Here is a 23021-nt window from a genome sequence, read left to right as displayed (position 1 = left end):
GGTGATCAAGGGGAAAGTGTCGTGGCTGGATCGATCCCGAACCACCTTCTGCCCTTGATCACCGCCGCGGCCGTCAGCCCAGCCCGAGATCGACCCCGAACCGCTTCGACAGCTTCGACCCGGTGGCGATGAGCCGCTGGTAGGTGGAGCCGAGCACGCGCGGCATCAGGTCGATGACCCGCGCGTCCATGCCGATGAGGATCTTCGCGGAGTTGCGCTCCACGCCGCGGAGGATGGTCTTCGCCGCGTCGTCCGGTGAGGTGCCGGCGATCTTGGCGAAGCTGCGCGCCGTCTCCTCGTCGTCGACGCCGTCGGGCTTGCGGGCGGCGCGGGCGATGTTGGTGTCGATGCCGCCGGGGTGCACACAGCTGACGCCGACGCGGTGGCCGGCGATGAGCATCTCCTCGCGCAGGGCCTCGGTGAACCCGCGGACGCCGAACTTGGTGGCGTTGTAGGCGCTCTGCGTCGGCACGCCGATCAGGCCGAACACGCTCGACAGGTTCACCAGGTGCCCGTCGCCGGAGGCGATGAGGTGCGGCAGGAACGCCTTCGTGCCGTGCATGACGCCCCAGAAGTTGATCCCCATGATCCACTCGAAGTCGTCCCACGACATGTCCTCGACGGTGGCCATGAGGGCGACGCCCGCGTTGTTGACCACCAGGTTGACCTGCCCGAACTCGGCGACGACCTGGTCGGCGTGGGCGTACACGGCGGCGCGGTCGGACACGTCGAGCGGGTACCCGACGGCCGTGGCCCCGATCTTCTCGCAGGTCGCCACGGTGTCGGCGACGGAGACCGGGTCGATGTCGGACAGGGCGAGCCGGGCACCCCGCTGCGCGAGCTGGATGGCGAGCGCCCGGCCGATGCCGGAGCCGGCGCCGGTGATGACGGCGACCTTGTCGGTGAAGTCCCGCACGGTGTCTCCCATCGCCTACACTGCTGCAACAACGCAACTGTTTTGTCGCAGTGTTGCACACCGGGAGGGGGATCGCGATGGCGGTGTTACCGCCGGTACCCCTGGCTCCTCCCCCGGCCGCCCTGGACCCCTACCTCGACGCGACCGCCCGCTGCTTCGTCCGGTACGGGGTGCGGCGCACGTCGGTGCCGGACGTCGCGCAGGAGCTCGGGGTCAACCGCACCACCGTGTACCGGCAGGTCGGCACGATCGAGCAGGCGGCCATGCTCCTGCTGATCCGCGACGCCCACCGGCTCCTCACCGCGCTCCCGGGCTGGGTCGACGGCCCGGTCGGACCGGGCACGGTCGTCGACCTGGTGGCCACCGTCGTGCGGCGGGCGCGCGAGCACCCGGTGCTGGCGAAGGTGCTCGCCGACGAGCCCGACCTCGTCGGCACCTACGTCACACGCGACAGCGCCGCACTGATCGAGCTGGTCACGGGCCAGCTGCGGCCGCTTCTGGAGGAGGCGGCGGCGAGCGGCGCGATCGCCCGGCGCGATCCGGTGATCCTCGCGGAGTGGCTGGTGCGCAACACCGTCTCGCTGATCCTCACGCCGCCCCCGGTCGAGCTGGAGCAGTACCTGGGAGAGATCCTGCTGCCCGCCCTCGCCCCCTGAACGCCCGCCGGCGCGAGTCTTGCGTTCCGCCGGGCGAGTCTCGCGTTGTGAGCATTCGCCGGCGGCGGCGCCGGGACGCGCAACTCGCCCGCCGGAACGCGCAACTCGCCCGGCGGAACGCACGACTCGCCCGGCAGGACGCGCAACTCGTCCGGCGGAACGCACGACTCGCCCGGCGGGACGCGGGACTCGCGCGGGGCGCGGGCTATCGCGAGACGCCCGCCGGCGCGGCGAGCTCGTCCAGCCGGATGGCCGTCGTGGCCTCGGTGAAGGCGCGGTCGGGGCCCTGGCCGAGGCCGAGCCGGGCGGCGAGCGGCGCCAGCCGCAGCAGTGCGTTGCGGCGCCACAGCGCCGCCCGGGTCCGCGGCAGGATCATCCGGCCGCCGGCGGCCGCCAGGCCCTGGTTGCGCTCGACGTAGTCGCGCAGAGCGCGGTCGTAGGCCGGCAGTGCGGTGGCGACGTCCGGCGCCCCGGCCAGCACGTACGCCCCGACGACGGCGAGGCTGGTGCCCTGCCCGGAGAGGAACGACGGCGCGTACCCCGCGTCGCCGACGAGCGCGACCCGCCCGCGCGTCCACTCGGGCATGCGGACCTGGCTGACCGTGTCGAAGTAGAAGTCCGCGGCACCCTCCATCCGTCCGAGCACCTCGGGCACGTGCCAGCCCAGCCCGGTGAACGCCGCGGTGACCAGCGCCTGCTGTGCGGCGACGTCGTGGCGGGCGCCGGAGGGCGGCCCGGCGAACGCCAGCAGCGCGATCACCTCGGAACGGCCCCGCACGGCGTAGAGCGCTGCGGCGCGGCCGGGCACGTTGTAGATCACCGCCTCCTGGGCGAGACCGAACGTATTCGGGACGGAGAAGCCGGCGTAGTTCAGCCCGAGGTCGTGCCGGTACCGCTCCTCAGGGCCGAACGCGAGCCGCCGGACGATCGAGTGCAGCCCGTCGGCGCCCACGACCAGGTCGAACGTGCGAGGCGCCGAGCGCTCGAACGTCACCCCCACGCCGGACGGGTCCTGCTGCAGGCCGGCGATCGAGTCGGAGAAGACGTACTCGACGTCGTTCCGCGTGGCCGCGTAGAGGATCGCGGTCAGGTCGCCGCGGGGGAGCTCGACGTCCCGGTTCGCGGCGTCGCGGCGGTCCGCGGCGAGCGACGCGACGATGCGGCCACGGTCGTCGACGAAGGTGGCGGCACGGGTGGCGATGTCGGCAGCGACCACCTCGTCGAGCAGGCCCATCCGTTCCACGACGTCGATGGCGACGCCGCGCAGGTCGATCGGGTAGCCGCCGTCGCGGACGGCGGGCGAGCGCTCGACGACGGTGACCTCGTGCCCTGCCCGGTAGAGCCAGAGCGCGAGTGCCGGACCGGCGGCGCTCGCGCCGGAGATGAGGACCCTGGACATCACTCCCCCTTTGTTTACCTGCCGCACGGTAAATTACTGACCGTGCGGCAGGTAAACAACTCTGGCGCTGAGAAGCTCCTAAGATCCGATGGTGCCCCGCCAGCCCGCCGCCGAGACCCGCGCCGAGATCCGCGCCGTCGCGGGCGAGCTGTTCGCCCAGCGCGGGTTCGAGCAGACCAGCCTCCGCGAGATCGCCGAACGCCTCGGCATCACCAAGGCGGCGCTCTACTACCACTTTCCGTCGAAGAACGAGCTGATGAGCTCCCTCGTCCAGCCCTTGGTCGACGAGCTGCGGGCGCTCGCGGAGGCCGTCGAAGCCACCGCGCAGGACGGGGCGGTCAGCCGCGATCCGCGCCCGACCGTGCTGGCCTACTACGACATCTGCGTGCGTCACCGGCAGGTGCTGCGCGGGCTGATCCGGGACGTGCACGCCATCCGCGAGCTCGACATCCTGCCCGTCATCGTGCACTGGCGCGAACGCGTCGACGCCGTGCTCGTCGGCAGCGACGACCCCGCCGACCGGGTCCGCGCCGTGGTCGCGCTCGGGGGCCTGCAGGACACCGTCGCCGTCTTCGACGACGACGAGCTGGCCCGGGTGCGCGAGGCCGCGATCGAGGCCGCGATGCGGGCTCTCCTGCCGGGCTGAGCCGATGGCCACCGAGGATGGCTACCTGCTCGCCAACGAGCAGCGCGAGGCGGGCACCCGGTTCGCCGCGCTCGCGACCCTGTTCGACCCGGTCACGCTGCGGCACGTGCAGGACCTCGGCATCTCCTCCGGGTGGCGGTGCTGGGAGGTCGGTGCCGGCGGACCGGAGCTGGCGCGCAGGCTCGCCGACCTGGTCGGCCCGGACGGGCTGGTCGTGGCCACCGACATCGACACGTCATGGCTCGACGGCGCCGGCGACGTCCAGGTGCTGCGCCACGACATCGGCACCGACCCGCCCCCGGCGATCGGGTTCGACCTCGTGCACGCCCGGCTCGTGCTCACGCACGTGCCGCAGCGCGCGGCCGCGCTCGCGACCATGGTCGCTGCGCTGCGCCCGGGCGGTCGCCTGCTGGTCGAGGAGGCCGACCCCGGCCTGCAGCCGCTGCTCTGCCCCGACGACCACGGCCCGGAGCAGCAGCTGGCCAACCGGTTGCGGGGCGGGTTCCGCACCCTCATGGCCGGCCGCGGTGCCGACCTGGCCGTCGGCCGGACGCTGCCGCGGCTCCTGCGCGAGCAGGGGCTCGCCGACGTCGCCGGCGACGCCTACTTCCCGCTGACCCACCCGGCCTGCGCCGTCCTGGAACGGGCCACCGTCGAGCAGATCCGCGACCGCCTGGTCGACGCCGGGATCGCGACCGCCGCCGAGATCGACCAGCACCTCGACAACCTCGCGGCCGGCCGGCTGCCCGAGCTCGCCACCGCGCCGCTGGTCTCCGCGTGGGGACGCAAGCCTCAGTAGCCGACCACCACCAGCCGCGACGCGATCACCACGTCGGAGTCGGCCCGGCCCCTGGTCAGCTCCGCGGGTCGCGGCGCGAACCCCGGCACGGCGTCGAGCCCGGGTGTGGAGTCGGAGACGGCGAGCTGGAGCGGTCCTGGTCCGGCGACGGTGAGCTCGACGGTCGCGCCGGTCGCCGGCACGTCGGTGAGCTGCAGCCGGAACGGGAACCGCGGATCCTCGAGCGGGGTGCCGGGGCCGACCCGGCTGCGCACCGGGCCGTCGCCGTCCATCGTGACGCCGACGTCGACGGCGGGACGGGCGGCCTGCACGGTGATCGTGCCGGCGCCGCGCAGGCTGCGGACGCGCAGCGTGACGACCGTGCCGCCCGGAGCGTCCCGCGTGCCGATGGCGGTGACCTCCGGGGCCGGCACCCCGGTGGCCGGCGCGGGCCCGCGCCAGTGGCCGACGCCCGTCGGCAGCGGGGTGGCGACCGGGCCGGCCTGTGGCGTGTAGTGGCGCGTCCAGTCCGGCGGGGTCGGGTCGCTGGTCACCCACCAGGCGCCGCCGCCGGCGTCGGCGACGTAGGCCAGCGCCGTGGGACGCGGGTACGCCGGCCCGAACGGGTCCGCGGCCACCCCGGCCGCCACCAGCGCGGCCGTCACCACGAGCGCGAGCACCGGCACGAGCCGGGTGCGCCGGCCGACCGCGGCCGCGACGACCGGCAGCAGGAGCAAACCTGCTGCGGCGTACAGGACGGCGGCGAGCGTCGCCCCCGGCAGGCCGCCGAGCAGCACGGCGCTGCCCTGCAGCAGGAGCAGCAGCGCGGCGAGCAACGCTCCGGCCAGCGACACGAGCAGCTGGACCCTGGGGCGTTCGTCCCCGACGAGCAGCGCCGCGATCGCCCCCAGCCCGGCCGTGATCGCCGGCAGCGTCGCGACGAACGCGGTGCCGGGGGCGATGCCCGACAGCACCGCGCCGGCGACCGCGAGCCACAGGACCGTGCCAAACGCGACGCCCGGCCGGCCGACCCGGCGGCGGAGCAGCCCCGCCCACGTCAGCACGACGAACGCGGCCAGCACCGCCACCGCCGCGCGCAGGAACCCGGGCCGGTACGGCTCGACGGACGGCATCGCCGCGTACCCGGGCTGCACGGTGACCAGCAGCTGGACCAGCCCCGTACCGAGGGCGCCCGCGACGATCAGGCCCAGCAGCGCGAGCACGCTGCCGGCCACCAGCCGCGGACCGACCGCGCCACGCTGCCGCCGCGCCAGCATGGCGTACACGACGACGATCGCGAACGACAGCAGCACCAACGGCACCAGCGCGCCGTCCGGGTAGTGCAGGACCAGCCCGAACAGCGTCACGAACGTGGCGCCGTAGCGCTCCGGCACGGCCGCGTCGCCGTCGGCGAACCCCCGCACCAGCGACAACATCGTGTCGCCGTGCTGCTGCAGCGTGCCGCGGTCGAGGCGGTCCGGCGTGTCCAGCGGCGACTGGTGGTAGGCCCGGCCGTCCATCGGGGAGAGGGTGAGGCCCGCGTAGCCGGCGGCGCCGAGCGCGTCGAGGTCGGTGGCGTCGGGCAGCAGCGGGAACAGCGCAGGGGTGACCGAGTGGCCTGCCGAGTGGTCGGCGCCGGCGAACGCCGCCACCACCGGCCTGGCGCCTGGCGTGAGCTGCACCAGCATCGACGGGCCGGCGTTGCCCTCGCCCTCGCCGTTGACGACGACCCCGGGGCCGGGCTGCAGCCGCCCGAACAGCGCGGCACCCAGCTGCCCGGACTCCTCGCCGTCGGTCAGCAGGAACACGACGTCGGCCCGGGGCGGTGGGCCGGCCGTCAGCGCCCGCGCGATCTCCAGCACCGCCGCGACGGACGCGCGGTCGTCGGCGGCGCCGGGCGATCCCGGCGCGGTGTCGTAGTGGGCGACCACCACGACCCGACCCGCGCCCGGCGCCGTGCCGCGCAGGGTGGCGACGACGTTCTCCGCCCGACCCGCCGACGCGGTCTGCCCCTTCACCGAGATGCCGGTGCCGCGCTGCACCTGCGGGGCGAGCCCGAGCTCGGCCAGGCGGGCGACGAGGCGATCCCGCACGGCGTCGCCTGCCGGCGAACCGGTCACGGCCGGCCCGGTGGCCAGCGCGTCGAGGTCGGCCGCGGCCCGTTCGGCACTGAACAGGTCCGGCGGGGCGGCGGCCGAACGGGCGGCCGGCGGTCCCGCCGCCCACGATGCCAGCGCCGCCACCGCGACGACGATCAGCAGCGCCACCCACGCCACGACCGGGCGGACCGGGCCGCGCGCATCGGTGCTGGTAGCGGGCGGGGGTGGTGGCAGTGGTGGTGGTGGTGCGCTCGACGCGTCGACCGGCCTCGGCTCGGCCGGCGCGTCGGCCGATGCGGCATCCGCCGACGTGGTGCTCAGCGTCCCGACCGGCGAGGTTGCGGCTGCCGTGCTCGGTCCCGTGGCTGGTGGTTCCCCGGTCGCCGGCGCCGGGTCGGGGGTTGCCCGGCCCGGGCCGGCCCGTTCCTGGTCGATGTCGCGTCCTGCCGGCCCGTGCCACTCAGCCATGCGTGTACGGGACGGTGGTGCCGACCTGGGTGAAGCCGATGCGTTCGAGGATGGGGCGGCTGGTGGGGAGGGCGTCGGTGCGCAGCCAGCGGTGTCCGTGGACGCGGGCGATGGCGGCGCGGTGCGCCACGGTGGCGCGGTAGATGCCGCGGCCCCGCCACTCCGGGACGGTCCCGCCGCCCCACAGGCTGGCGAAGTCGGTGCCGGGGTGCAGGTCGAGCCGGGCCGCGCTCACGGGTTCGTCGCCGTGCAGCACGAGCACGGGGATCGTGGTGCCGGCGGCGACCGGGCCGGCGAGCAGGTCGGCCATCCACGAGTGGTCGCTGCCGAACGCGGCCCCGTGGACGGCGGCCACCTGCTCGAGACCGGCGCGGTCGTGCACGTCGACGAGCCGCAACCCGTCGGGCAGCACGGCCGCCGGCACGTCGGCGGTCGCGGCCACCATCAGCGCTTCCTCCGGCTCGGCGACGAACCCGGCGGCGAGCAGCCGGTCGGGCAGGTCGGCGGGCCGGTCGTGGCTGTAGTACTTCCACTCGAAGGGCAGCCCCAGCCCGGCGTAGAACCGGACCTGTTCGGCGATCGCGGCGTCGGCGGTCTCCTCGTCGAGCTCGGCGTACACCACGCCGTTCCAGCCACCCGGCTCCTTCGCCACCTGCCGGACGACCGGCCCCACCCGCTCCCCCGCCGTCGCGCGCAGCTGGGTGTCGATCATCCCGAGTACGTCATCCACGCGGGCGATCACACCGTGGTGCGGCCCCGGCTGTCCAACGGGATCACAGCAACCCCTCAGGCACGTCCACGATCCGGCTGCGCAGGTACTCCGCGAGCCCCTTCGCCTGCGGATCCGGTCGCGTGGAGCTGGCCACGCCGTCCCCGAGCAGCCCGTGCACGACGGCGTTGACGGCGTGCAGGTTGGGCAGGTCGTGCACCTCGACGTCGAGGTCGGCGGCCTCCGGCCCGAGGAGGTCCCGCACGACGTCCGGGGTGAGGAACCCGCGGAGCCACGCGTGTCCTGCCCGGTCACGCGCCCAGACGCCGATGTTCGCGTCCCCGCCCTTGTCGCCCGACCGCGCCCCGCACACCGTCCCGAGCGGGACGCGCCGGGTCGGGCCGAGCACCGGCGCGCTCGCGACCGGCGCCGGCGCCGGGACGGGCCCGGTGGGCGGGTCGGCGACCACCGTGCGGGTGCCGTCGTGGTGCACCACCACCTGCTCGACGGCGGACCGCGGCACGGCGGCCGGCCGGTAGACGCCGAACGCCGACTCGGGCGTCGGCGGCGAGGTCGTGTGGAACCCGGCGTAGCCGCCGAGCGCCAGCTCCACCATGGCGTTGGAGAAGGCGCGGCCCACCTTCCGCGGGTCCGGGTCCTTGACGGTGACGCGCAGGTGCGCGGTGGCCTGCTCGTTGGTCGGCGCGTCGGGGCGGTCGAACCGCAGCAGCCGCACGTCGACCTCGGCGAACCGGTCCTTCCCGCCGAGCACGGAGAACAGCTGCTCCTCCGCGAAGGCCGCCTTCGACTCGATGTCGAGCCCGGTCAGCACCATCGTCATGGAGTTGCGGAACCCGCCGACGTCGTTGAGCGCCACCTTCAGCGTGTCCGGTGGGGCGCTGCCGCGCACCCCGGAGATCCGCACGCGGTGCTCGCCCTCCTGCGCCAGCGCGATCGTGTCGAAGTGGGCGGTGACGTCGGGGCCGAGGTAGGCCGGGCCCTGCAGCTCGTAGAGCAGCTGGGCGGTGACCGTCCCGACGGACACGAGCCCGCCCGTGCCCGGATGCTTGGTGATCACCGAGGACCCGTCGGCGGCGACCTCGGCGATCGGGAAGCCGGGGAGGCGGCGGTCGGTGATCTCGTCGAGGAACGCGTAGTTGCCGCCGGTGGCCTGCGGCCCGCACTCGATCACGTGCCCGGCCACGACGGCGCCGGCGAGGGCGTCGAAGTCCTCCCGCGACCAGCCGTGCCACCACGCCGCCGGACCGACGACGAGCGAGGCGTCCGTGACCCGACCCGTGACGACGACGTCGGCGCCGGCCCCGAGCGCCTCCGCGATGCCCCACGCACCGAGGTAGGCGTTGGCGGACACGGGCTTGCTGTCGACCGCGGGGGTGATCGCGGCGAGGTTCCCGCGCAGGTCGTCTCCCTCGACGTGCGCCACGCTGGCCGACAGGCCGAGCCGGTCGGCGACCGCGCGGATGGCCGCGGCGAGCCCGGCCGGGTTCAGGCCCCCGGCGTTGGACACGATCTTGATGCCGCGCTCCAGGCAGGTGCCGAGCACGTCTTCCACCTGCGTGAGGAACGTCTTCGCGTACCCGAGCTGCGGGTCCTTGGCCTGCGCCTTCGCCAGGATGAGCATGGTCAGCTCGGCGAGGTAGTCGCCGCACAGCACGTCGATCGGCCCGCCGTCGACCATCTCCCGTGCCGCGGAGAGCCGGTCCCCGTAGAAGCCGGAGCAGTTGGCGACGAGCACCGGCCGGTCGGGCGTCACGCGAACGCCCCCGGCTTGCGGCCCGTGCCGGCGGCGCCGGCGTAGGCCTGCGCGATCGCCATCCACTCGGTGGCGGCGGGCCCGGTGATCGTGAGGGCGAGGTCGTCGAGGTGGCGGCGCTGGGTGACGGCGAGGCAGAAGTCCAGCGCCGGGCCGGTGACGACGTCGGCCGCGTCCTCGGGTCCCCACGTCCAGACGCCGGCGGTCGGGGCGTCCAGGACGACGCGGATCGGCGTCGTCGGCGCCTCCTTGCCGTGCACGGCGTAGCTGTAGGCGCGGGCGCCGACCCCGATGTGCGCGACGTGCCGGAGCCGGTCGGTCGGCTCCCGCGTGACGCCGAGGGTGTCGGCCACGTCCTGGCCGTGCGCCCAGGTCTCCATGATCCGCGCGGTGAGCGCCGAGGCGGCACTCATGGCCGGCCCGAACCACGGCACGCGCAGCGCGGGATCGAGCGGGCGGAAGGCCGCCAACAGGCCCGCGCGGGAGCGGTCGAACCACTGCAGCAGCTCGATGCCGGACAGGTCGCGGAACTGCGCGGCGATCGCGTCCGGGTCGACCGTGCCGCTCGCGACGAGCTGCTGCAGGCGCGCACGGAACGCGTCGGGGTCGGTGGCGGACTGCGTCGCGGCGTCGTCGAAGTACGCCAGGTGCGACACCTGGTCGGCCACCGACCAGCCGACGGCCGGGGTCGGCGCTCGCCACCCCTCCTCCGGCAGCGGCGCGACGAGCGCGCGCAGCACCGCGGTCTCGGCTTCGAGGTCGTCGGCGAGCCCCGCCATGGACACGGCCACGATCACTCCTCTCAGTCCGTCACGACGGCCAGCACCTGGCCGGTGTCGACCTGGTCCCCGGCCCGCACGGCCAGCTCCGCGAGCACCCCGTCCACCGGGGCGACGACGGTGTGCTCCATCTTCATCGCCTCCAGCACCACCAGCGGCTGGCCGTGCGTCACCGCGGCGCCGACCTCGGCCAGCACCCGAACCACCCCGCCCGGCATCGGCGCGAGCAGCGAGCCAGGGGCGGCGGCCGCGTTCGGGTCCGGGAAGCGCGGCACCCCGGCCAGTGCGGCCGAGCCGTCGGGACCGTCGACGTAGGAGACGCCGCCGGCCCGGTGCACCGCGTAGCGCCGGCGGATCCCGCCGATCTCCAGGACGACCTCGTCCGGCGTCGCCGAGACCAGCTGGGCGTCGAGCGGCTCGCCGTTCACGGTCGCGGAGAACGGCCGCATCCGGTAGCGGACGTCCAGCTCCTGCTCACCGCGGGTGAACGCGATGCGCTGGGGCAGCCCGCCCACGTTGCGGAACCCCGACGGGAGCGATCCCAGCACCGGCGCCTCGGCCCGGTTGCGGGCCTGGGTCGCCAGGGCGGCGGCGACGGCGAACGGGCCGGGCTCCGGCGCCGCGCCGAGTCGAGCGGGATCGTGCCTGGTCAGGTAGCCGGTGTCGGTCTTCCCGGCCTGGAACTCGGCCTCGCGCAGGATCCCGACGAGCAGGTCCCGGTTGGTCGTCACGCCGTGGATCCGCGCGGTGGCGAGCGCCCGCGCGAGCGTGCGGACGGCGTCTGAGCGGGTGGTGCCGTGCGCGATCACCTTGGCCAGCATCGGGTCGTAGTGCGGGGAGACGACCGAGCCACCGACGACCCCGGCGTCGACCCGAATGTCCCCCTCGATGTGGAACGTGTGCAGCGTGCCGGTGGCCGGCAGGAAGCCGGCCGTGACGTCCTCGGCGTAGAGGCGCGCCTCGATCGCGTGCCCGTCGATCCGCGCGCCGGTCACCGACGGCGGCAGCGGCGCGCCCTCGGCCACCCGCAGCTGCACCTCGACCAGGTCCAGCCCGGTGATCAGCTCGGTGACCGGGTGCTCCACCTGCAGGCGCGTGTTGACCTCGAGGAACCCGAAGGTGCCGTCCTGCGCCAGCACGAACTCGACCGTGCCGGCGCCGACGTAGCCGATGGCCTTGGCCGCCGCCACGGCCGCGGCGCCCAGCTCGGCCCGCAGCGCGTCGTCGACGGCCGGTGACGGGGCCTCCTCGACGATCTTCTGGTAGCGCCGCTGGATCGAGCACTCGCGCTCGAACAGGTGCACGACGGTGCCGTGGGCGTCGCCGACGATCTGCACCTCGACGTGCCGCGGGTCGACGACGTACCGCTCCAGGAACACGGTGCCGTCGCCGAACGCCGCCGCGGCCTCGCGGCGGGCGCCCTCGACGGCATCGGCCAGCTCGTCAGCGGACCGCACCACCCGCATGCCCCGCCCGCCGCCCCCGAAGGCGGCCTTGACCAGCAGCGGGTAGCCGATGCGCGCGGCCGTCGCGGCGAGGTCGGTGCCGGCCGTCAGCGTGGCGCCGGGCAGGACCGGAACACCGGCGGCGGCCATCAGGGCCTTCGCCTCGGTCTTCGAACCCATGGCCGCGATGGCGTCCGGTGTGGGACCCACGAACGTGATGTCGGATCCTCGACAGTCGCGGGCGAACCGTTCGTTCTCCGACAGGAACCCGTACCCCGGGTGGACGGCGTCGGCGCCGGTCCGGCGGGCCGCCTCGATGATCAGATCGCCGCGCAGGTAGGTGTCCGCCGGCGCGGCGCCGGGCAGCCGGACGGCCTCGTCGGCGAGTGCGACGAAGGGCGCGTCGGCGTCGGGATCGGAGAAGACCGCGACCGTCGGGATGCCCAGCCGGTGCGCGGTGCGCACGACGCGGGCCGCGATCTCCCCGCGGTTGGCCACCAGCAGCTTCTCGATCATGGTCATCTGCTGCGTCACATCCTGAAGACGCCGAAGCCGCGGCGTCCGGCAACGGTCTGGGAGTGGACGGCCGAGAGCGACATGCCGAGCACGGTCCGCGTGTCGCGCGGGTCGACGATGCCGTCGTCGTAGAGCCGCGCGGTGACGGCGAACGCGTGCGACTCCTTCTCGATCTGCGCCTCGATGTAGGCCGTGCGCTGCTTGTCGAACTCCTCGTCGAACGGCTTGCCCTGGCTCTTCGCGGAGGCCCGCCCCACGATCGAGAGCACCCCCGCGAGCTGCGCGGCCCCCATCACCGCGAGCTTCGCGCCGGGCCAGGCGAACATCAGCCGCGGGTCGTAGCCGCGGCCGGACATGCCGTAGTTCCCCGCGCCGAACGAGGCCGCCATGGTGATCGTGAGGTGCGGGACGGCGCTGTTGGTGACGGCGTTGATCATCTTGGCGCCGTCCTTGATGATGCCGCCCTGCTCGTACTGGGTGCCGACCATGTAGCCGGTGGTGTTCTGCAGGAACACCAACGGCGTGTCGGTCTGGTTGGCGAGCAGGATGAACTCCGTCGCCTTCTTCGACTCCTCGCTGAACAGCACGCCGCGGTGGTTGGCGAGCACCCCGACGGGATAGCCGTGGATCTGCGCCCACCCCGTCACGAGCGAGGTGCCGTAGAGCGGCTTGTACTCGTCGAAGTCGGAGTCGTCGACCGTGCGGGCGAGGATCTCGCGCGGGTCGAACGGCACCTTGATGTCGCGGGAGACGATGCCGAGGATCTCGTCGGGGTCGTAGCGCGGCTCGCGTGCGGGGCCCGGCGCGGGGCCGAGCTTGCGCCAGTTGAGCCGCTTGACGATGGCGCGGCCGAGGCGGATGGCGTCCACCTCATCGGTGGCGAAGTAGTCGGAGAGCCCGGAGACGCGGCTGTGCATCTGCGCGCCGCCCAGCTCCTCGTCGTCGGCGTCCTCGCCGGTGGCCATCTTGACCAGCGGCGGACCGCCCAGGAACACCTTCGCCCCGCGGTCGACGAGCACGGCGTGGTCGCACATGCCGGGCACGTACGCGCCCCCGGCCGTCGAGTTGCCGAAGACCAGCGCGATCGTCGGGATCGCGAGCGCCGACAGCTCCGTCAGCTCGTGGAAGATCCGCCCGCCCGGGACGAACAGCTCGAGTTGGGACGGCAGGTCGGCGCCGCCGGACTCCACGAGGTTGATCACGGGCAGGCGGTTGATCCGCGCGATCTCCAGCGCGCGCAGGCTCTTGCGCAGCGAGTACGGGTTCATCGCGCCGCCGCGCACGGTCGGGTCGTGCCCGATGACCAGGCACTCCACGCCGGAGACCACGCCGATGCCCGTCAGCACGGAGGCGCCGACGGTGAAGTCGGTGCCCCAGGCGGCCAGCGGCGACAGCTCGAGGAACGGGCTGTCGGGGTCGAGGAGCAGCTCCAGCCGCTCGCGCACGGGCAGCTTGCCGCGCCGGCGGTGCCGATCCACGTACTTCTCGCCGCCGCCGGCGATCACCTTCTCCAGCTCGGCGTTCAGCTCGTCGAGCACCGCGAGCTGGTGCGCCCGGTTGGCGACGAACTCCTCCGACGCGGTGTCGACCCGCGAGATCAGTGCGGGCATCCATCCTCCGAGGTGCTTCTCAGGACTGCAGATGTGATTGACGGTTCACTCGTGACGACCGTAGCGTCCGCCTGCGATGATGGCCAGATGGCCAGCCCGAAGCGGCGCGACCCCGAGCGGCGCGAGCGCATCCTCGACGCCGCGGCGCGCCTGGCGACCCACCGCGGGTTCCACACCGTCGGCATGGCCGAGATCGGCGCCGAGGCGGGGATCGTCGGCTCCGGGATCTACCGGCACTTCGCCTCGAAGGACGCCATCCTCGTCGAGCTGCTCGAGGAGGGCATGGCCCGGCTGGAGCGCGGCACCGCGGAGGCGATCGCCGCCGGCACCGACGACGCCGCCACGATGTCCGCGCTGGTCAGGGACCACATCGCGGTGGCGGTCTCGCACCGGGCGTTGCTGGCGGTCTACCACCGGGAGATCCACAACCTGCCCGAGGACGCGCGTCGCCGGCTGCGCCGCGCCCAGCGCCACTACGTCGAGGACTGGGTGCACACGCTCGCCCCGCTGCGCCGCGACCTCTCCGACGCGGAGCTGCGCCTGGCCGTCCACGCCGCCGTCGGCGCGATCCAGTCCACCCTCTTCTTCCGCAGCGGGCTGGAGCCCGACCGGTTGGCCGCCCTGCTCGACGTGATGGCGCACGGCTGCCTCGGCATCGATCCCACACCGAGTGAATTCACGTTCACTCCGATGGAGCACCGTCACCTCGGGGTGCCGGCGCCCGATCTTGCTACCGTGCCGGACCCGTGAGCCACTACTTCGACTCGCCGACCGGGCCTGCCGGCCCGCTGGGCTCGGTGGAGCTGCAGGTGGGTCCGCGCGCGCTCACGCTGCGCACGGCGGCCGGGGTGTTCGCACGGGACGGGCTGGACAAGGGGACCGCGGTGCTGCTCGACGAGGCGCCGCCACCCCCGACCACCGGGCACCTGCTCGACCTCGGCTGCGGGTACGGGCCGATCGCGCTGACCCTGGCCGCCCGCTCCCCCGGGGCGACAGTGTGGGCGGTGGACGTGAACGAGCGCGCGCGGGAGCTGTGCGCGGCGAACGCCGAGGAAGCCGGGCTCGGCAACGTGCGCGTCGTCGACGACGTGCCCGAGGACGTGCGGTTCGCGGCGATCTGGTCGAACCCGCCGATCCGCATCGGCAAGCAGGCACTGCACGAGCTGCTGCTGCGGTGGCTGCCGCGGCTGAGCGACGACGGGGTGGCGTTGATGGTGGTGCAGAAGAACCTGGGCTCGGACTCCCTGCAGCGCTGGCTCACCGAGAACGGCTGGCCGACCGAGCGCCTGACCAGCCGCAACGCCTTCCGCGTCCTCCGCACGACACGGGGCGCGCCAGCACCCACCACCCGCTGACAGCCTCGGGGCCCGCCGCCGCCCCGCGAGTCGTGGATTCCGTCCCGGCGAGTTGCGGATCTCGGTCCGGCGAGCCGCGGACTCCATGACCCCGAATCGAGGGTCCCGGACGGCGGCGCGTGCTCCGGGTGGCGGCGAGTCGTGGAAACCACGTCGAGGAGATGTGGATTCCGTACGGCCGCGCGGGTCGCACGGCGTCGCGGAATCCGCATCTCGCCCTCACGAGAACCACGACTCGCCATCGGGTGGGCGGCGGAACCGGCCCGCTGCACTCACCCGTTCGGGCGCATGGGAGTATTCCTGGCACCACTCGATTCCTCGTGCTGGAGGTGCCGTGCGGCTCGCGTTCACCTACAACCCGGTCCCCGATGTCGAGCAGGCGCTGTCGTTCTACCGCGACACGCTCGGGTGGACCGAAGCCTGGCGACAGGGCGACACCACCATCGCGTTCACGATCCCGGGCACCGACGTGCAGTTCATGGTCGGGCCACGGGTAGCGGGCGAGCAGCCCGGCCCGGCGTTCCTCGTCGACAGCGTGAAGGCGTTCCGCGCCGAGCACGGCGAGCGGCTCACCTTCACGGCCGAGCCACGGGCCATCCCCGGCGGGCACTGGGCGAGCTTCCTCGACCCGGGCGGCCACCCGGTGTACCTGCTCGACCAGATGGTGGAGCCGGCGCCCGTGCGCGTCCCCGCGTGACCGGTCTCCCCGAGTTCGCCCGCACGCTGGTCGACGCAAGGCACGTCGTCGCCCTGGCCACCCTCAACCCCGACGGGAGCCCGCAGACCTCACCGGTGTGGGTCGACCGCGACGGCGACGACGTGCTGGTCTCCACGGCTGCCGGGCGGCGCAAGGTCACCAACGTCGAGCGTGACCCGAGGGTGAGCCTCACGGTCTGGGACCCCGCCGACGACGAGCGGTACGTCGAGATCCGCGGCACCGCGGTGGTCGAGCCGGACCCGGGCCGGGCGTTCGCGATCGCGTTGGGCGAGAAGTACGACGGCCCCGGCGGCGGTGATTCCTTCCGCGACCTGCCCGCCGAGGTGGTTAGGGTGATCCTGCGCATCACACCGACCCGGGTCGTGCTCGGCTGACCTGCCCGGCGTGCCCGCGGAGTGTCGGACCCGCCCGATAGCGTGCAGGCGTGCGGGAACGGTGGGGCACGGATCGGGTGGCGGCTCTGGCGCCCGATCCGGCGTCGGTGAAGGCCGCGCTCGGGCTGGCCACCCCCGTCCGGTGGGAGGTCTACGGCGCCGACGAGCGGGCCGTGTGGGGCATGTGCGGCGGATCGGGGAAGCAGCCCTACCGCACCACCGTCGACCTCGACGGGCCGGCGTTCTCCTGCTCGTGCCCGTCGCGGAAGTTCCCATGCAAGCACGCGCTGGCGTTGCTGCTGCTCTGGGCGTCGAACCTGGTGCCGGAGGAGCCGGCCGCGCCCGCGTTCGCGGCCGACTGGTTGAAGGCCCGCGACTCCCGCCCAGCCCGCACCGCCGAGCCGCGCGAGCGCGACGAGGAGGCCGCCGCCAAGCGGGCGGCGGAGCGGCACCGGCGCGTCGGTGACGGGCTCGCCGAGCTGGAGCGCTGGCTGCGCGACCGGGTCCGCACCGGGCTCGCGCACGCCGCGGGCGAGGGCTACGCGCCCGTCGAGCAGGTGGCGGCGCGGATGGTCGACGCGCAGGCCCCCGGGATCGCCGGCATGGTGCGGCGCAGCGCGGCCACGCCCGCGTCCGGCTCGGGGTGGCCCGGGCGGCTGCTCGGCGAGTACGCCCGCATGCGGCTGCTCGTGCGCGCGTACGAGCAGGTGGCGACGCTGCCGCCGGAGCTGGCGGCCACCGTGCGCTCGCGGGTCGGGTTCACCGTCGCCCGCGACGACGTGCTGGCTGCGCCGGGCGTCCGGGACCGGTGGATCGTGGTCGCGGTGCGCGACGCGTTCGAGGGCAAGGTCGACACCCGCCGCGTGTGGCTCCGCGGGGCGGCGACCGGGCGGTGGGCGCTGGTGCTGCTCTTCGCCGCGGGCGGTGCGGAGCTCGGCTCCCACCCCGACGCGGTGCTGCTGCCCGGCACCGCACTCGACGCCGAGCTGCACCACTACCCCGGCCGCCCACCACTGCGGGCGTTGATCGGTAGCCGGCACGGGGAGCTGGGCACGGCCGGCCCACCGGCGCCCACCACGGTCGACGCGCTGCTCGACGGCTACGCCACCGCGCTCGCCGACGACCCGTGGCTCGCCGAGTGGCCTGCGGTGCTCCGGGGCGTCCCCGTCGAGGACGGGACGGGCTGGCAGCTGCGGTGCGCCGACGGGGTCGTGCCGCTCGCGGTCTCCGGCGTCGACGTGTGGCCGCTGGTCGCCACCTCGGGCGGGTCGCCGGTGACGGTGGCCGGCGAGTGGACGGGCAGCGCGCTGCGTCCGCTGACGTGCTGGCACCGGGCGCGGGCGGTGCGGCTGTGATCGGCCCACGCACACGGTGGTGCGCTCGCGCACATGTCAGAACGTGTGCGCCACCACCACACCGTGTGCGCGAGCAACAGACAGGGCCGCCGGCCTCCCTCCGCCCACGCACACCCTGGAGCGCCCGCGCACACGTCAGACCGTGTGCGCCGCCACCGCCCCCCGTGCGCGATCGGGGGCGGCTGTGAGCACCTGGGACGAGCTGGTCGCCGCGGCCACCGTCGGCACCGGGACGCGCGCCGTGGCCGTCACGGACCTGCCGGGGGTCGCGGCCGAGCACGGCGGCGCGGTGTCCACCGACGAGCCCGCCGCCGCCCTGCTCGACGCCGCGGCGCTGCTGCTCACCCGGCAGCGCGCCGGCCTGGTGCCCGCGCCGCCCGCGGGCGACGGGCCGAGCCCGGCGCCGGCCGAGAACTCGCCGGAGCTGACCCCGCTCGCCGCCGACGTGCTGTCCCGGCGGCTCACGGCCGCCGACGCGCTGGTGCTGCCCGTCCTGCTGGAGGAGACGGCGCGGGCCGGGCGGATCGTGCCCCCGCCGGTCCTGCCCGCCCTGCTGGAGGCCGCGACGCGCCAGCGGGAGCTGCGCACCGCCGCGGCTGCGGTGGCCGGCAGGCGGGGCCGCTGGCTGGCCGGGTTCCGGCCGGAGTGGTCGTGGCTCGCGGCGCGGCCGGCCGACCCGGCCGATCCGCAGGTGTGGGAGACCGGTGGCCGGCTCGCCCGGCAGGCGCACCTGGCCGCCCTGCGCGCCACCGACCCGGACGCCGCCCGCGACCTGCTCGCGACCGGCTGGGCGCGGGAGACGGGTGAGGACCGCGCGGCGTTCGTCGCCGAGCTGCGCGTCGGGCTCGACGCGGCCGACGAGCCGTTCCTGGAGGCCGCGCTGGACGACCGCGCGGCCGCCGTCCGGGCCACCGCCGCCGACCTCCTCGCGGTGCTGCCCGGCAGCGGCTACGCCCGGCGGGCGGCCGAGCGGGCGCGGGCGGTGCTGCACGTCCGGCAGGGCGTGCGGGGCACCGTGCTGGAACCGGAGCCGCCCGCGCAGTGGACGCCCGCGCTGGGCCGCGACGGCGTCGCGCAGGACCCGCCGCAGGGCGCCCGCATCTCCCAGCCGCGGTGGTGGCTGGTGCAGGTGATCGCCCGGGCCCCGCTCACCACCTGGGGCGACGATCCGGCGCTCGCCAGGGCCGCCGTCGCCGACGACCTCGCCCCCGAGGTGCACGCCGGCTGGCGGATCGCCGCCCGCCGCGAGGGCCACCAGCAGTGGATCACCGCCCTGCTCGCCACGGCCCCCCGGCTGGAGGAGCGCACCGCGGTGTTCCGATCGCAGATCTGGGTGCCCGACGGTGAGCTGGCCGAGGCGCTGCCGCCCGCGGTGCGGGCCGCGCGCATCGCCCGCCTGCTGCGCACCGACCCCGCCGCGCTGCGCCTCGCCGAGCTGCAGGCGTGCCCCCGCCCGTGGCCCGACGCGCTGGCCGCCGCCGTGCTCGCCCGCATCGCCGACGCGGCGTCGCGCGGCGAGCCCGTCACCCCCGCGGTGCGGGAGCTGGTGCGCCTGGCCGGCGCCGGCCTGCCCGCCGACCGCGCCGACACCGTCACCGCCTTCTCCCGCCGCGCGCCCGAGCACACCCTCTGGCCCGCCACGATCCGCGGGCTGGCCGCAGTCCTGCAGGTGCGCCACACGTTCGCCACCGAGCTCACCCGTCCCGACCCTTCGGAGCCCACCCCGTGACCAGCACCGATCTCCTCCGCCCGCACGCCGAGCAGGCCTACGCCGAGGAGCTCACCGCGCTCGCCGCGCACGACACGCGCCCGCGTCCGCCGTCGTGGCGCCTGTCCCCGCAGGCCGTCGTCGACTACCTGCTCGGCACCACGCTGCCCGACGGCACCGTGGTCACCCCGAAGTACGTCGGCCCGCGCCGGCTCATGGAGGTCGCGGTGGCCACGCTCGCCACCGACCGCGCGCTGCTGCTGCTCGGCGTGCCCGGCACCGCGAAGACGTGGGTGTCGGAGCACCTCGCCGCGGCCGTCTCCGGCGACTCGACGCTGCTGGTGCAGGGCACGTCCGGCACCAGCGAGGAGGCGATCCGCTACGGCTGGAACTACGCCCGCCTGCTCGCCGAGGGCCCCACGCGGGCGGCGCTCGTGCCCTCCCCGATCCTCACGGCGATGGCGGAGGGTCGCGTCGCGCGCGTCGAGGAGCTCACCCGCATCCCGTCCGAGGTGCAGGACGCGCTGATCACGATCCTCTCCGAGAAGACGCTGCCGATCCCCGAGCTGGGCACGCAGGTGCAGGCGGCGAAGGGCTTCACGGTGATCGCCACGGCGAACGACCGCGACCGCGGCGTCAACGACCTGTCCTCGGCGCTGCGCCGCCGCTTCAACACCGTCGTGCTGCCCCTGCCGGCCAGCGAGGACGAGGAGGTGGCGATCGTCGCTCGTCGCGTCGAGGAGCTGGGTGCATCGCTGGAGCTGCCCGAGGTGCCGTCCGCGCTGGAGGAGATCCGGCGCGTGGTCACCGTGTTCCGCGAGCTGCGGTCCGGGGTCACCGCGGACGGGCGCACCACCGTCAAGTCGCCGTCCGGCACCCTCTCGACGGCAGAGGCGATCTCCGTCGTGACCAGCGGGATCGCGCTCGCCGCGCACTTCGGTGACGGCACCCTGCGCGCCGCCGACGTCGCCGCCGGCATCCGCGGCGCGGTGGTGAAGGACCCGGTGAGCGACCAGGTCGCGTGGACGGAGTACCTGGAGGCCGTCGTGCGGGAGCGGGCCGGCTGGGGCGACTTCTACCGCGCGTGCCGGGAGGGCGGGTGACGCGGCTGCACGTCCTCGGCATCCGCCACCACGGCCCGGGTTCGGCCCGCTCGGTGCTGGCGGAGCTGGAGCGGCTGCGGCCCGCAGCCGTCGTCATCGAGGGCCCGGCCGACGCGGACGCGCTCGCCGGGCTCGTCACCGCCGACGGGATGGCGCCGCCCGTCGCGCTGCTCGCCTACGCCCCGGAGGCGCCGCAGACGTCGGTCTTCTGGCCGTTCGCCGGGTTCTCGCCGGAGTGGCAGGCGCTGTGCTGGGCGGCCGCGCACGGCGTGCCGGTGCGGTTCTGCGACCTGCCGTCGGGCTCGGTGCTCGCGCGGGCCACTGAGGCGAAGCCGGAGCGGCGGGCGCGGCCCGTCGACCCGATCGCGGAGCTGGCGAAGGCGGCCGGCCACGACGATCCCGAGCGCTGGTGGGACGGGGTCGTCGAGTCGCGCACCGCGGACGTCGAGTCGCCGTTCCCGGCGCTGCTGGAGGCGATGACGGAGCTGCGCCGGGACGCACCCGACGAAGGCGTGTGGGAGGCGCGGCGCGAGGCGTACATGCGCCGGACGATCCGGGCCGTCCTGAAGGAGCATGACGGCGACGTGGCCGTGGTGTGCGGCGCCTGGCACGGGCCGGCGCTGGCCGAGCCGCTGCCCCCGGCCGCCGCGGACGACCGCACCCTGCGCGGCATGCCGAAGCGGAAGTCCGCGCTGACGTGGGTTCCGTTCACGCACTCGCGGCTGGCCAGCTCGTCCGGCTACGGGGCGGGCATCGACTCCCCCGGCTGGTACCACCACCTGTTCACGGCGGTCGATCAGCCGGTGACGCGCTGGTTCACGCAGGTCGCGGGCGTGCTGCGGGCGCGGGACCTGCCGGTGTCGTCGGCGCACGTGATCGAGGCGGTGCGGCTGGCGGAGGCGCTGGCCGCGCTGCGCGGCCGGTCGCTGCCGGGGCTCGCCGAGATGCAGGAGGCCACGCTCGCCGTCCTCTGCGAGGGCGACGCGGTGCCGCTGCGCTACGTCACGAACGACCTCGTCGTCGGCGAGCGGCTGGGCACGGTGCCGGCGGAGGCACCGGCAGTGCCGCTGGAGGTGGACCTGCTCGCGCAGGCGCGCACGCTGCGGCTCAAGCGCGACCCGCTGGGCCGCGCGTACGCGCTGGACCTGCGTCGCGACATCGACCGTGGCCGCTCGCAGCTGCTGCACCGGCTGGCCGCGCTGGAGATCGACTGGGGCCGGCCTGCCGACGACGCCGTCGCCTCGACGGGCACGTTCCGGGAGAGCTGGGACGTGCGGTGGCAGCCGGAGCTGTCGGTCGCGGTGATCGACGCCGCCCGGTTCGGCACCACGGTGGCCGGCGCGGCCACAGCCCGGCTCACGCACGACGCCGCCACGGCACCCGACCTGGCCGGCGTCACCCGCACCGTCGAACGCGTGCTGCTGACGGACCTGCCCGACGCGCTGCCCGGCGTCCTGGCCGCGCTCGACGCGAAAGCGGCGCTGGACCTCGACGTCGCGCACCTGATGGCGGCGGTGCCGCCGCTGGTGCGGGCACAGCGCTACGGCGACGTCCGCGGGACCGACACGGCCGCGCTCGGCGGGATCGTCGAGGCGCTGCTGGTGCGGATCTGCGCCGGCCTGCCCGCTGCGGTCACCGGGCTCGGCGAGGACGCCGCCCGCGAGCTGCGCGGCGCCGTCGACGGGGTGCACGCTGCGCTGGCGCTGCGCAACGAGCCGGCCGACATCGCCCGCTGGACGGCAGCGCTGCGCGGGCTGGCCGACCGCCGCGACGTGCACGGCCTGCTCGCCGGGCGGATCGTCCGGCTCCTCACCGACGGCGGCGCGCTCGACCACGCGGAGGCGGCGCGGCGGCTGTCGGCGCAGCTGTCGGTCGGGACGTCGCCGCCCGCGCAGGCCGCATGGGTGGAGGGGCTGCTGTCCGGCGGCGGGCTGCTGCTGGTGCACGACCGTGAGCTGCTCGGCCTGCTCGACGAGTGGGTGGCCGGACTCGCCGAGGAGGACTTCCTCGTCGTGCTGCCGCTGCTGCGCCGCACGTTCGGGGAGTACACCCGGCCCGAACGCGTCGAGCTGGGTCACGCCGTGCACCGATTGGCGGACCCTGCGGCAGACACCGTCGACGAGGTGGTCGACGAGCGCCGCGCCGCCCCTGCCGTCGCCGCGGTCGCTGCGCTCCTGGCCGGCGCGCGCTGATCACCGCGGAAGGGGCAGGAACCGCCGGTAGGTCGGCACGGCGACGCCGGCGACGACCAGGTGCATCAGGCCGAGCGCGATGCCCCCGACGGCGCTGAACGACACCGCCACCAGCAGGTCGGGAACGAGCGACACCGCGACGACGGCCGGCACCAGCCACCTCAGCGTCCGCGCCGGGTCAGCAGCGCGCCGGCGCACGAGGTGCCAGCCGAGCCCGCCGAGGAGCGCGCCGATCAGGGTGAAGACCAGGAAGGTCACGGGCTGAAGCCCCATCACCAACCCGGCGTCGGCCCCCAACGCCTGGGCACCGAGGGAGATCAGGGTGTTGACGACGCCACTGATGACCGTGACGACCAGTGCGGAGAGGGCGATGCCGCGCAGCCCGCTGTCGGTGGCGGCTGCGGTGCTCGTGCTGCTCATG

At 75.0% G+C, this 23021-nt stretch carries 20 protein-coding genes; 11 read left to right on the top strand and 9 right to left on the bottom strand.

The window, feature by feature from the left end:
* Positions 1–73: 73 nt before the first annotated feature.
* Entirely contained in the window at positions 74–916 is an 843-nt protein-coding gene (locus ACQEVB_RS22650) for an SDR family NAD(P)-dependent oxidoreductase (protein ID WP_432980505.1), read from the bottom strand.
* A gap of 77 nt (positions 917–993) precedes the next feature.
* Between ACQEVB_RS22650 and ACQEVB_RS22645 the strand changes: the two genes are divergently transcribed.
* Complete coding sequence (locus tag ACQEVB_RS22645; RefSeq protein WP_432974586.1) at positions 994–1572, top strand: TetR/AcrR family transcriptional regulator; 579 nt, start codon at positions 994–996, stop codon at positions 1570–1572.
* Positions 1573–1777: 205 nt separating this feature from the next.
* Here the strand turns inward: ACQEVB_RS22645 and ACQEVB_RS22640 are convergent, their stop codons facing one another.
* Positions 1778–2971 carry an FAD-dependent monooxygenase gene (locus ACQEVB_RS22640; protein ID WP_432974584.1) on the bottom strand — a complete coding sequence of 398 codons (1194 nt, stop codon included), beginning with the start codon at positions 2969–2971 and terminating at the stop codon, positions 1778–1780.
* 88 nt (positions 2972–3059) lie between these two features.
* Here ACQEVB_RS22640 and ACQEVB_RS22635 point away from each other — a divergent pair, with 88 nt between their 5' ends.
* Positions 3060–3617: a TetR/AcrR family transcriptional regulator gene (locus ACQEVB_RS22635; protein WP_432974582.1), complete on the top strand. Its 558-nt coding sequence runs from the start codon at positions 3060–3062 to the stop codon at positions 3615–3617.
* A gap of 4 nt (positions 3618–3621) precedes the next feature.
* On the top strand, positions 3622–4416 hold the full coding sequence (locus tag ACQEVB_RS22630) for a methyltransferase domain-containing protein (RefSeq protein WP_432974580.1): 795 nt from the start codon (positions 3622–3624) through the stop codon (positions 4414–4416).
* Here the strand turns inward: ACQEVB_RS22630 and ACQEVB_RS22625 are convergent.
* The 6 genes from ACQEVB_RS22625 to ACQEVB_RS22600 are packed head-to-tail and all read right to left on the bottom strand — an operon-like array spanning position 4410 to position 13795.
* Entirely contained in the window at positions 4410–6962 is a 2553-nt protein-coding gene (locus ACQEVB_RS22625; protein ID WP_432974578.1) for a M28 family peptidase, read from the bottom strand. The genes ACQEVB_RS22630 and ACQEVB_RS22625 overlap by 7 nt on opposite strands.
* On the bottom strand, positions 6955–7692 hold the full coding sequence (locus ACQEVB_RS22620) for a GNAT family N-acetyltransferase (protein WP_432974576.1): 738 nt from the start codon (positions 7690–7692) through the stop codon (positions 6955–6957). The genes ACQEVB_RS22625 and ACQEVB_RS22620 overlap by 8 nt, the downstream gene beginning before the upstream one ends.
* Before the next feature lie 43 nt (positions 7693–7735).
* The gene (locus ACQEVB_RS22615) at positions 7736–9445 is read right to left on the bottom strand and encodes an acyclic terpene utilization AtuA family protein (RefSeq protein WP_432974575.1); all 1710 of its coding nucleotides are present in this window, start codon (positions 9443–9445) and stop codon (positions 7736–7738) included.
* The gene (locus tag ACQEVB_RS22610) at positions 9442–10236 is read right to left on the bottom strand and encodes a TIGR03084 family metal-binding protein (protein ID WP_432974573.1); all 795 of its coding nucleotides are present in this window, start codon (positions 10234–10236) and stop codon (positions 9442–9444) included. The genes ACQEVB_RS22615 and ACQEVB_RS22610 overlap by 4 nt, the downstream gene beginning before the upstream one ends.
* 11 nt (positions 10237–10247) lie before the next feature.
* Positions 10248–12185 carry an acetyl/propionyl/methylcrotonyl-CoA carboxylase subunit alpha gene (locus ACQEVB_RS22605; RefSeq protein WP_432974571.1) on the bottom strand — a complete coding sequence of 646 codons (1938 nt, stop codon included), beginning with the start codon at positions 12183–12185 and terminating at the stop codon, positions 10248–10250.
* A gap of 14 nt (positions 12186–12199) precedes the next feature.
* Positions 12200–13795 carry an acyl-CoA carboxylase subunit beta gene (locus ACQEVB_RS22600; RefSeq protein ID WP_432974569.1) on the bottom strand — a complete coding sequence of 532 codons (1596 nt, stop codon included), beginning with the start codon at positions 13793–13795 and terminating at the stop codon, positions 12200–12202.
* Between the two features lie 87 nt (positions 13796–13882).
* Between ACQEVB_RS22600 and ACQEVB_RS22595 the strand changes: the two genes are divergently transcribed.
* From ACQEVB_RS22595 to ACQEVB_RS22560, 8 genes are all read left to right on the top strand, one after another.
* On the top strand, positions 13883–14545 hold the full coding sequence (locus tag ACQEVB_RS22595) for a TetR/AcrR family transcriptional regulator (RefSeq protein ID WP_432974567.1): 663 nt from the start codon (positions 13883–13885) through the stop codon (positions 14543–14545).
* A complete protein-coding gene (locus ACQEVB_RS22590) occupies positions 14542–15150 on the top strand; it encodes a class I SAM-dependent methyltransferase (RefSeq protein WP_432974566.1) in 609 nt (202 codons plus the stop codon). Before ACQEVB_RS22595 ends, ACQEVB_RS22590 begins: the two co-directional genes overlap by 4 nt.
* A gap of 334 nt (positions 15151–15484) precedes the next feature.
* Positions 15485–15847: a VOC family protein gene (locus ACQEVB_RS22585; protein WP_432974564.1), complete on the top strand. Its 363-nt coding sequence runs from the start codon at positions 15485–15487 to the stop codon at positions 15845–15847.
* Positions 15844–16242, top strand: a complete 399-nt coding sequence (locus ACQEVB_RS22580; RefSeq protein WP_432974562.1) for a PPOX class F420-dependent oxidoreductase — start codon at positions 15844–15846, stop codon at positions 16240–16242. Before ACQEVB_RS22585 ends, ACQEVB_RS22580 begins: the two co-directional genes overlap by 4 nt.
* A gap of 50 nt (positions 16243–16292) precedes the next feature.
* Positions 16293–17597 carry an SWIM zinc finger family protein gene (locus ACQEVB_RS22575; protein WP_432974560.1) on the top strand — a complete coding sequence of 435 codons (1305 nt, stop codon included), beginning with the start codon at positions 16293–16295 and terminating at the stop codon, positions 17595–17597.
* Between the two features lie 184 nt (positions 17598–17781).
* Positions 17782–19326, top strand: a complete 1545-nt coding sequence (locus tag ACQEVB_RS22570; RefSeq protein ID WP_432974558.1) for a DUF5691 domain-containing protein — start codon at positions 17782–17784, stop codon at positions 19324–19326.
* Complete coding sequence (locus ACQEVB_RS22565) at positions 19323–20408, top strand: ATP-binding protein (RefSeq protein ID WP_432974556.1); 1086 nt, start codon at positions 19323–19325, stop codon at positions 20406–20408. The genes ACQEVB_RS22570 and ACQEVB_RS22565 overlap by 4 nt, the downstream gene beginning before the upstream one ends.
* A complete protein-coding gene (locus tag ACQEVB_RS22560; protein ID WP_432974554.1) occupies positions 20405–22600 on the top strand; it encodes a DUF5682 family protein in 2196 nt (731 codons plus the stop codon). Before ACQEVB_RS22565 ends, ACQEVB_RS22560 begins: the two co-directional genes overlap by 4 nt.
* Here ACQEVB_RS22560 and ACQEVB_RS22555 read toward each other — a convergent pair whose 3' ends face one another.
* The gene (locus tag ACQEVB_RS22555; RefSeq protein ID WP_432974552.1) at positions 22601–23020 is read right to left on the bottom strand and encodes a DUF6069 family protein; all 420 of its coding nucleotides are present in this window, start codon (positions 23018–23020) and stop codon (positions 22601–22603) included. It abuts the gene before it with no gap.
* Position 23021 lies beyond the last annotated feature (1 nt).

It is taken from the genome of Pseudonocardia sp. CA-107938, assembly GCF_050936315.1.
Taxonomy (GTDB): Bacteria; Actinomycetota; Actinomycetes; order Mycobacteriales; family Pseudonocardiaceae; genus Pseudonocardia.
This window is presented reverse-complemented; position numbering and strand designations above follow the sequence as displayed.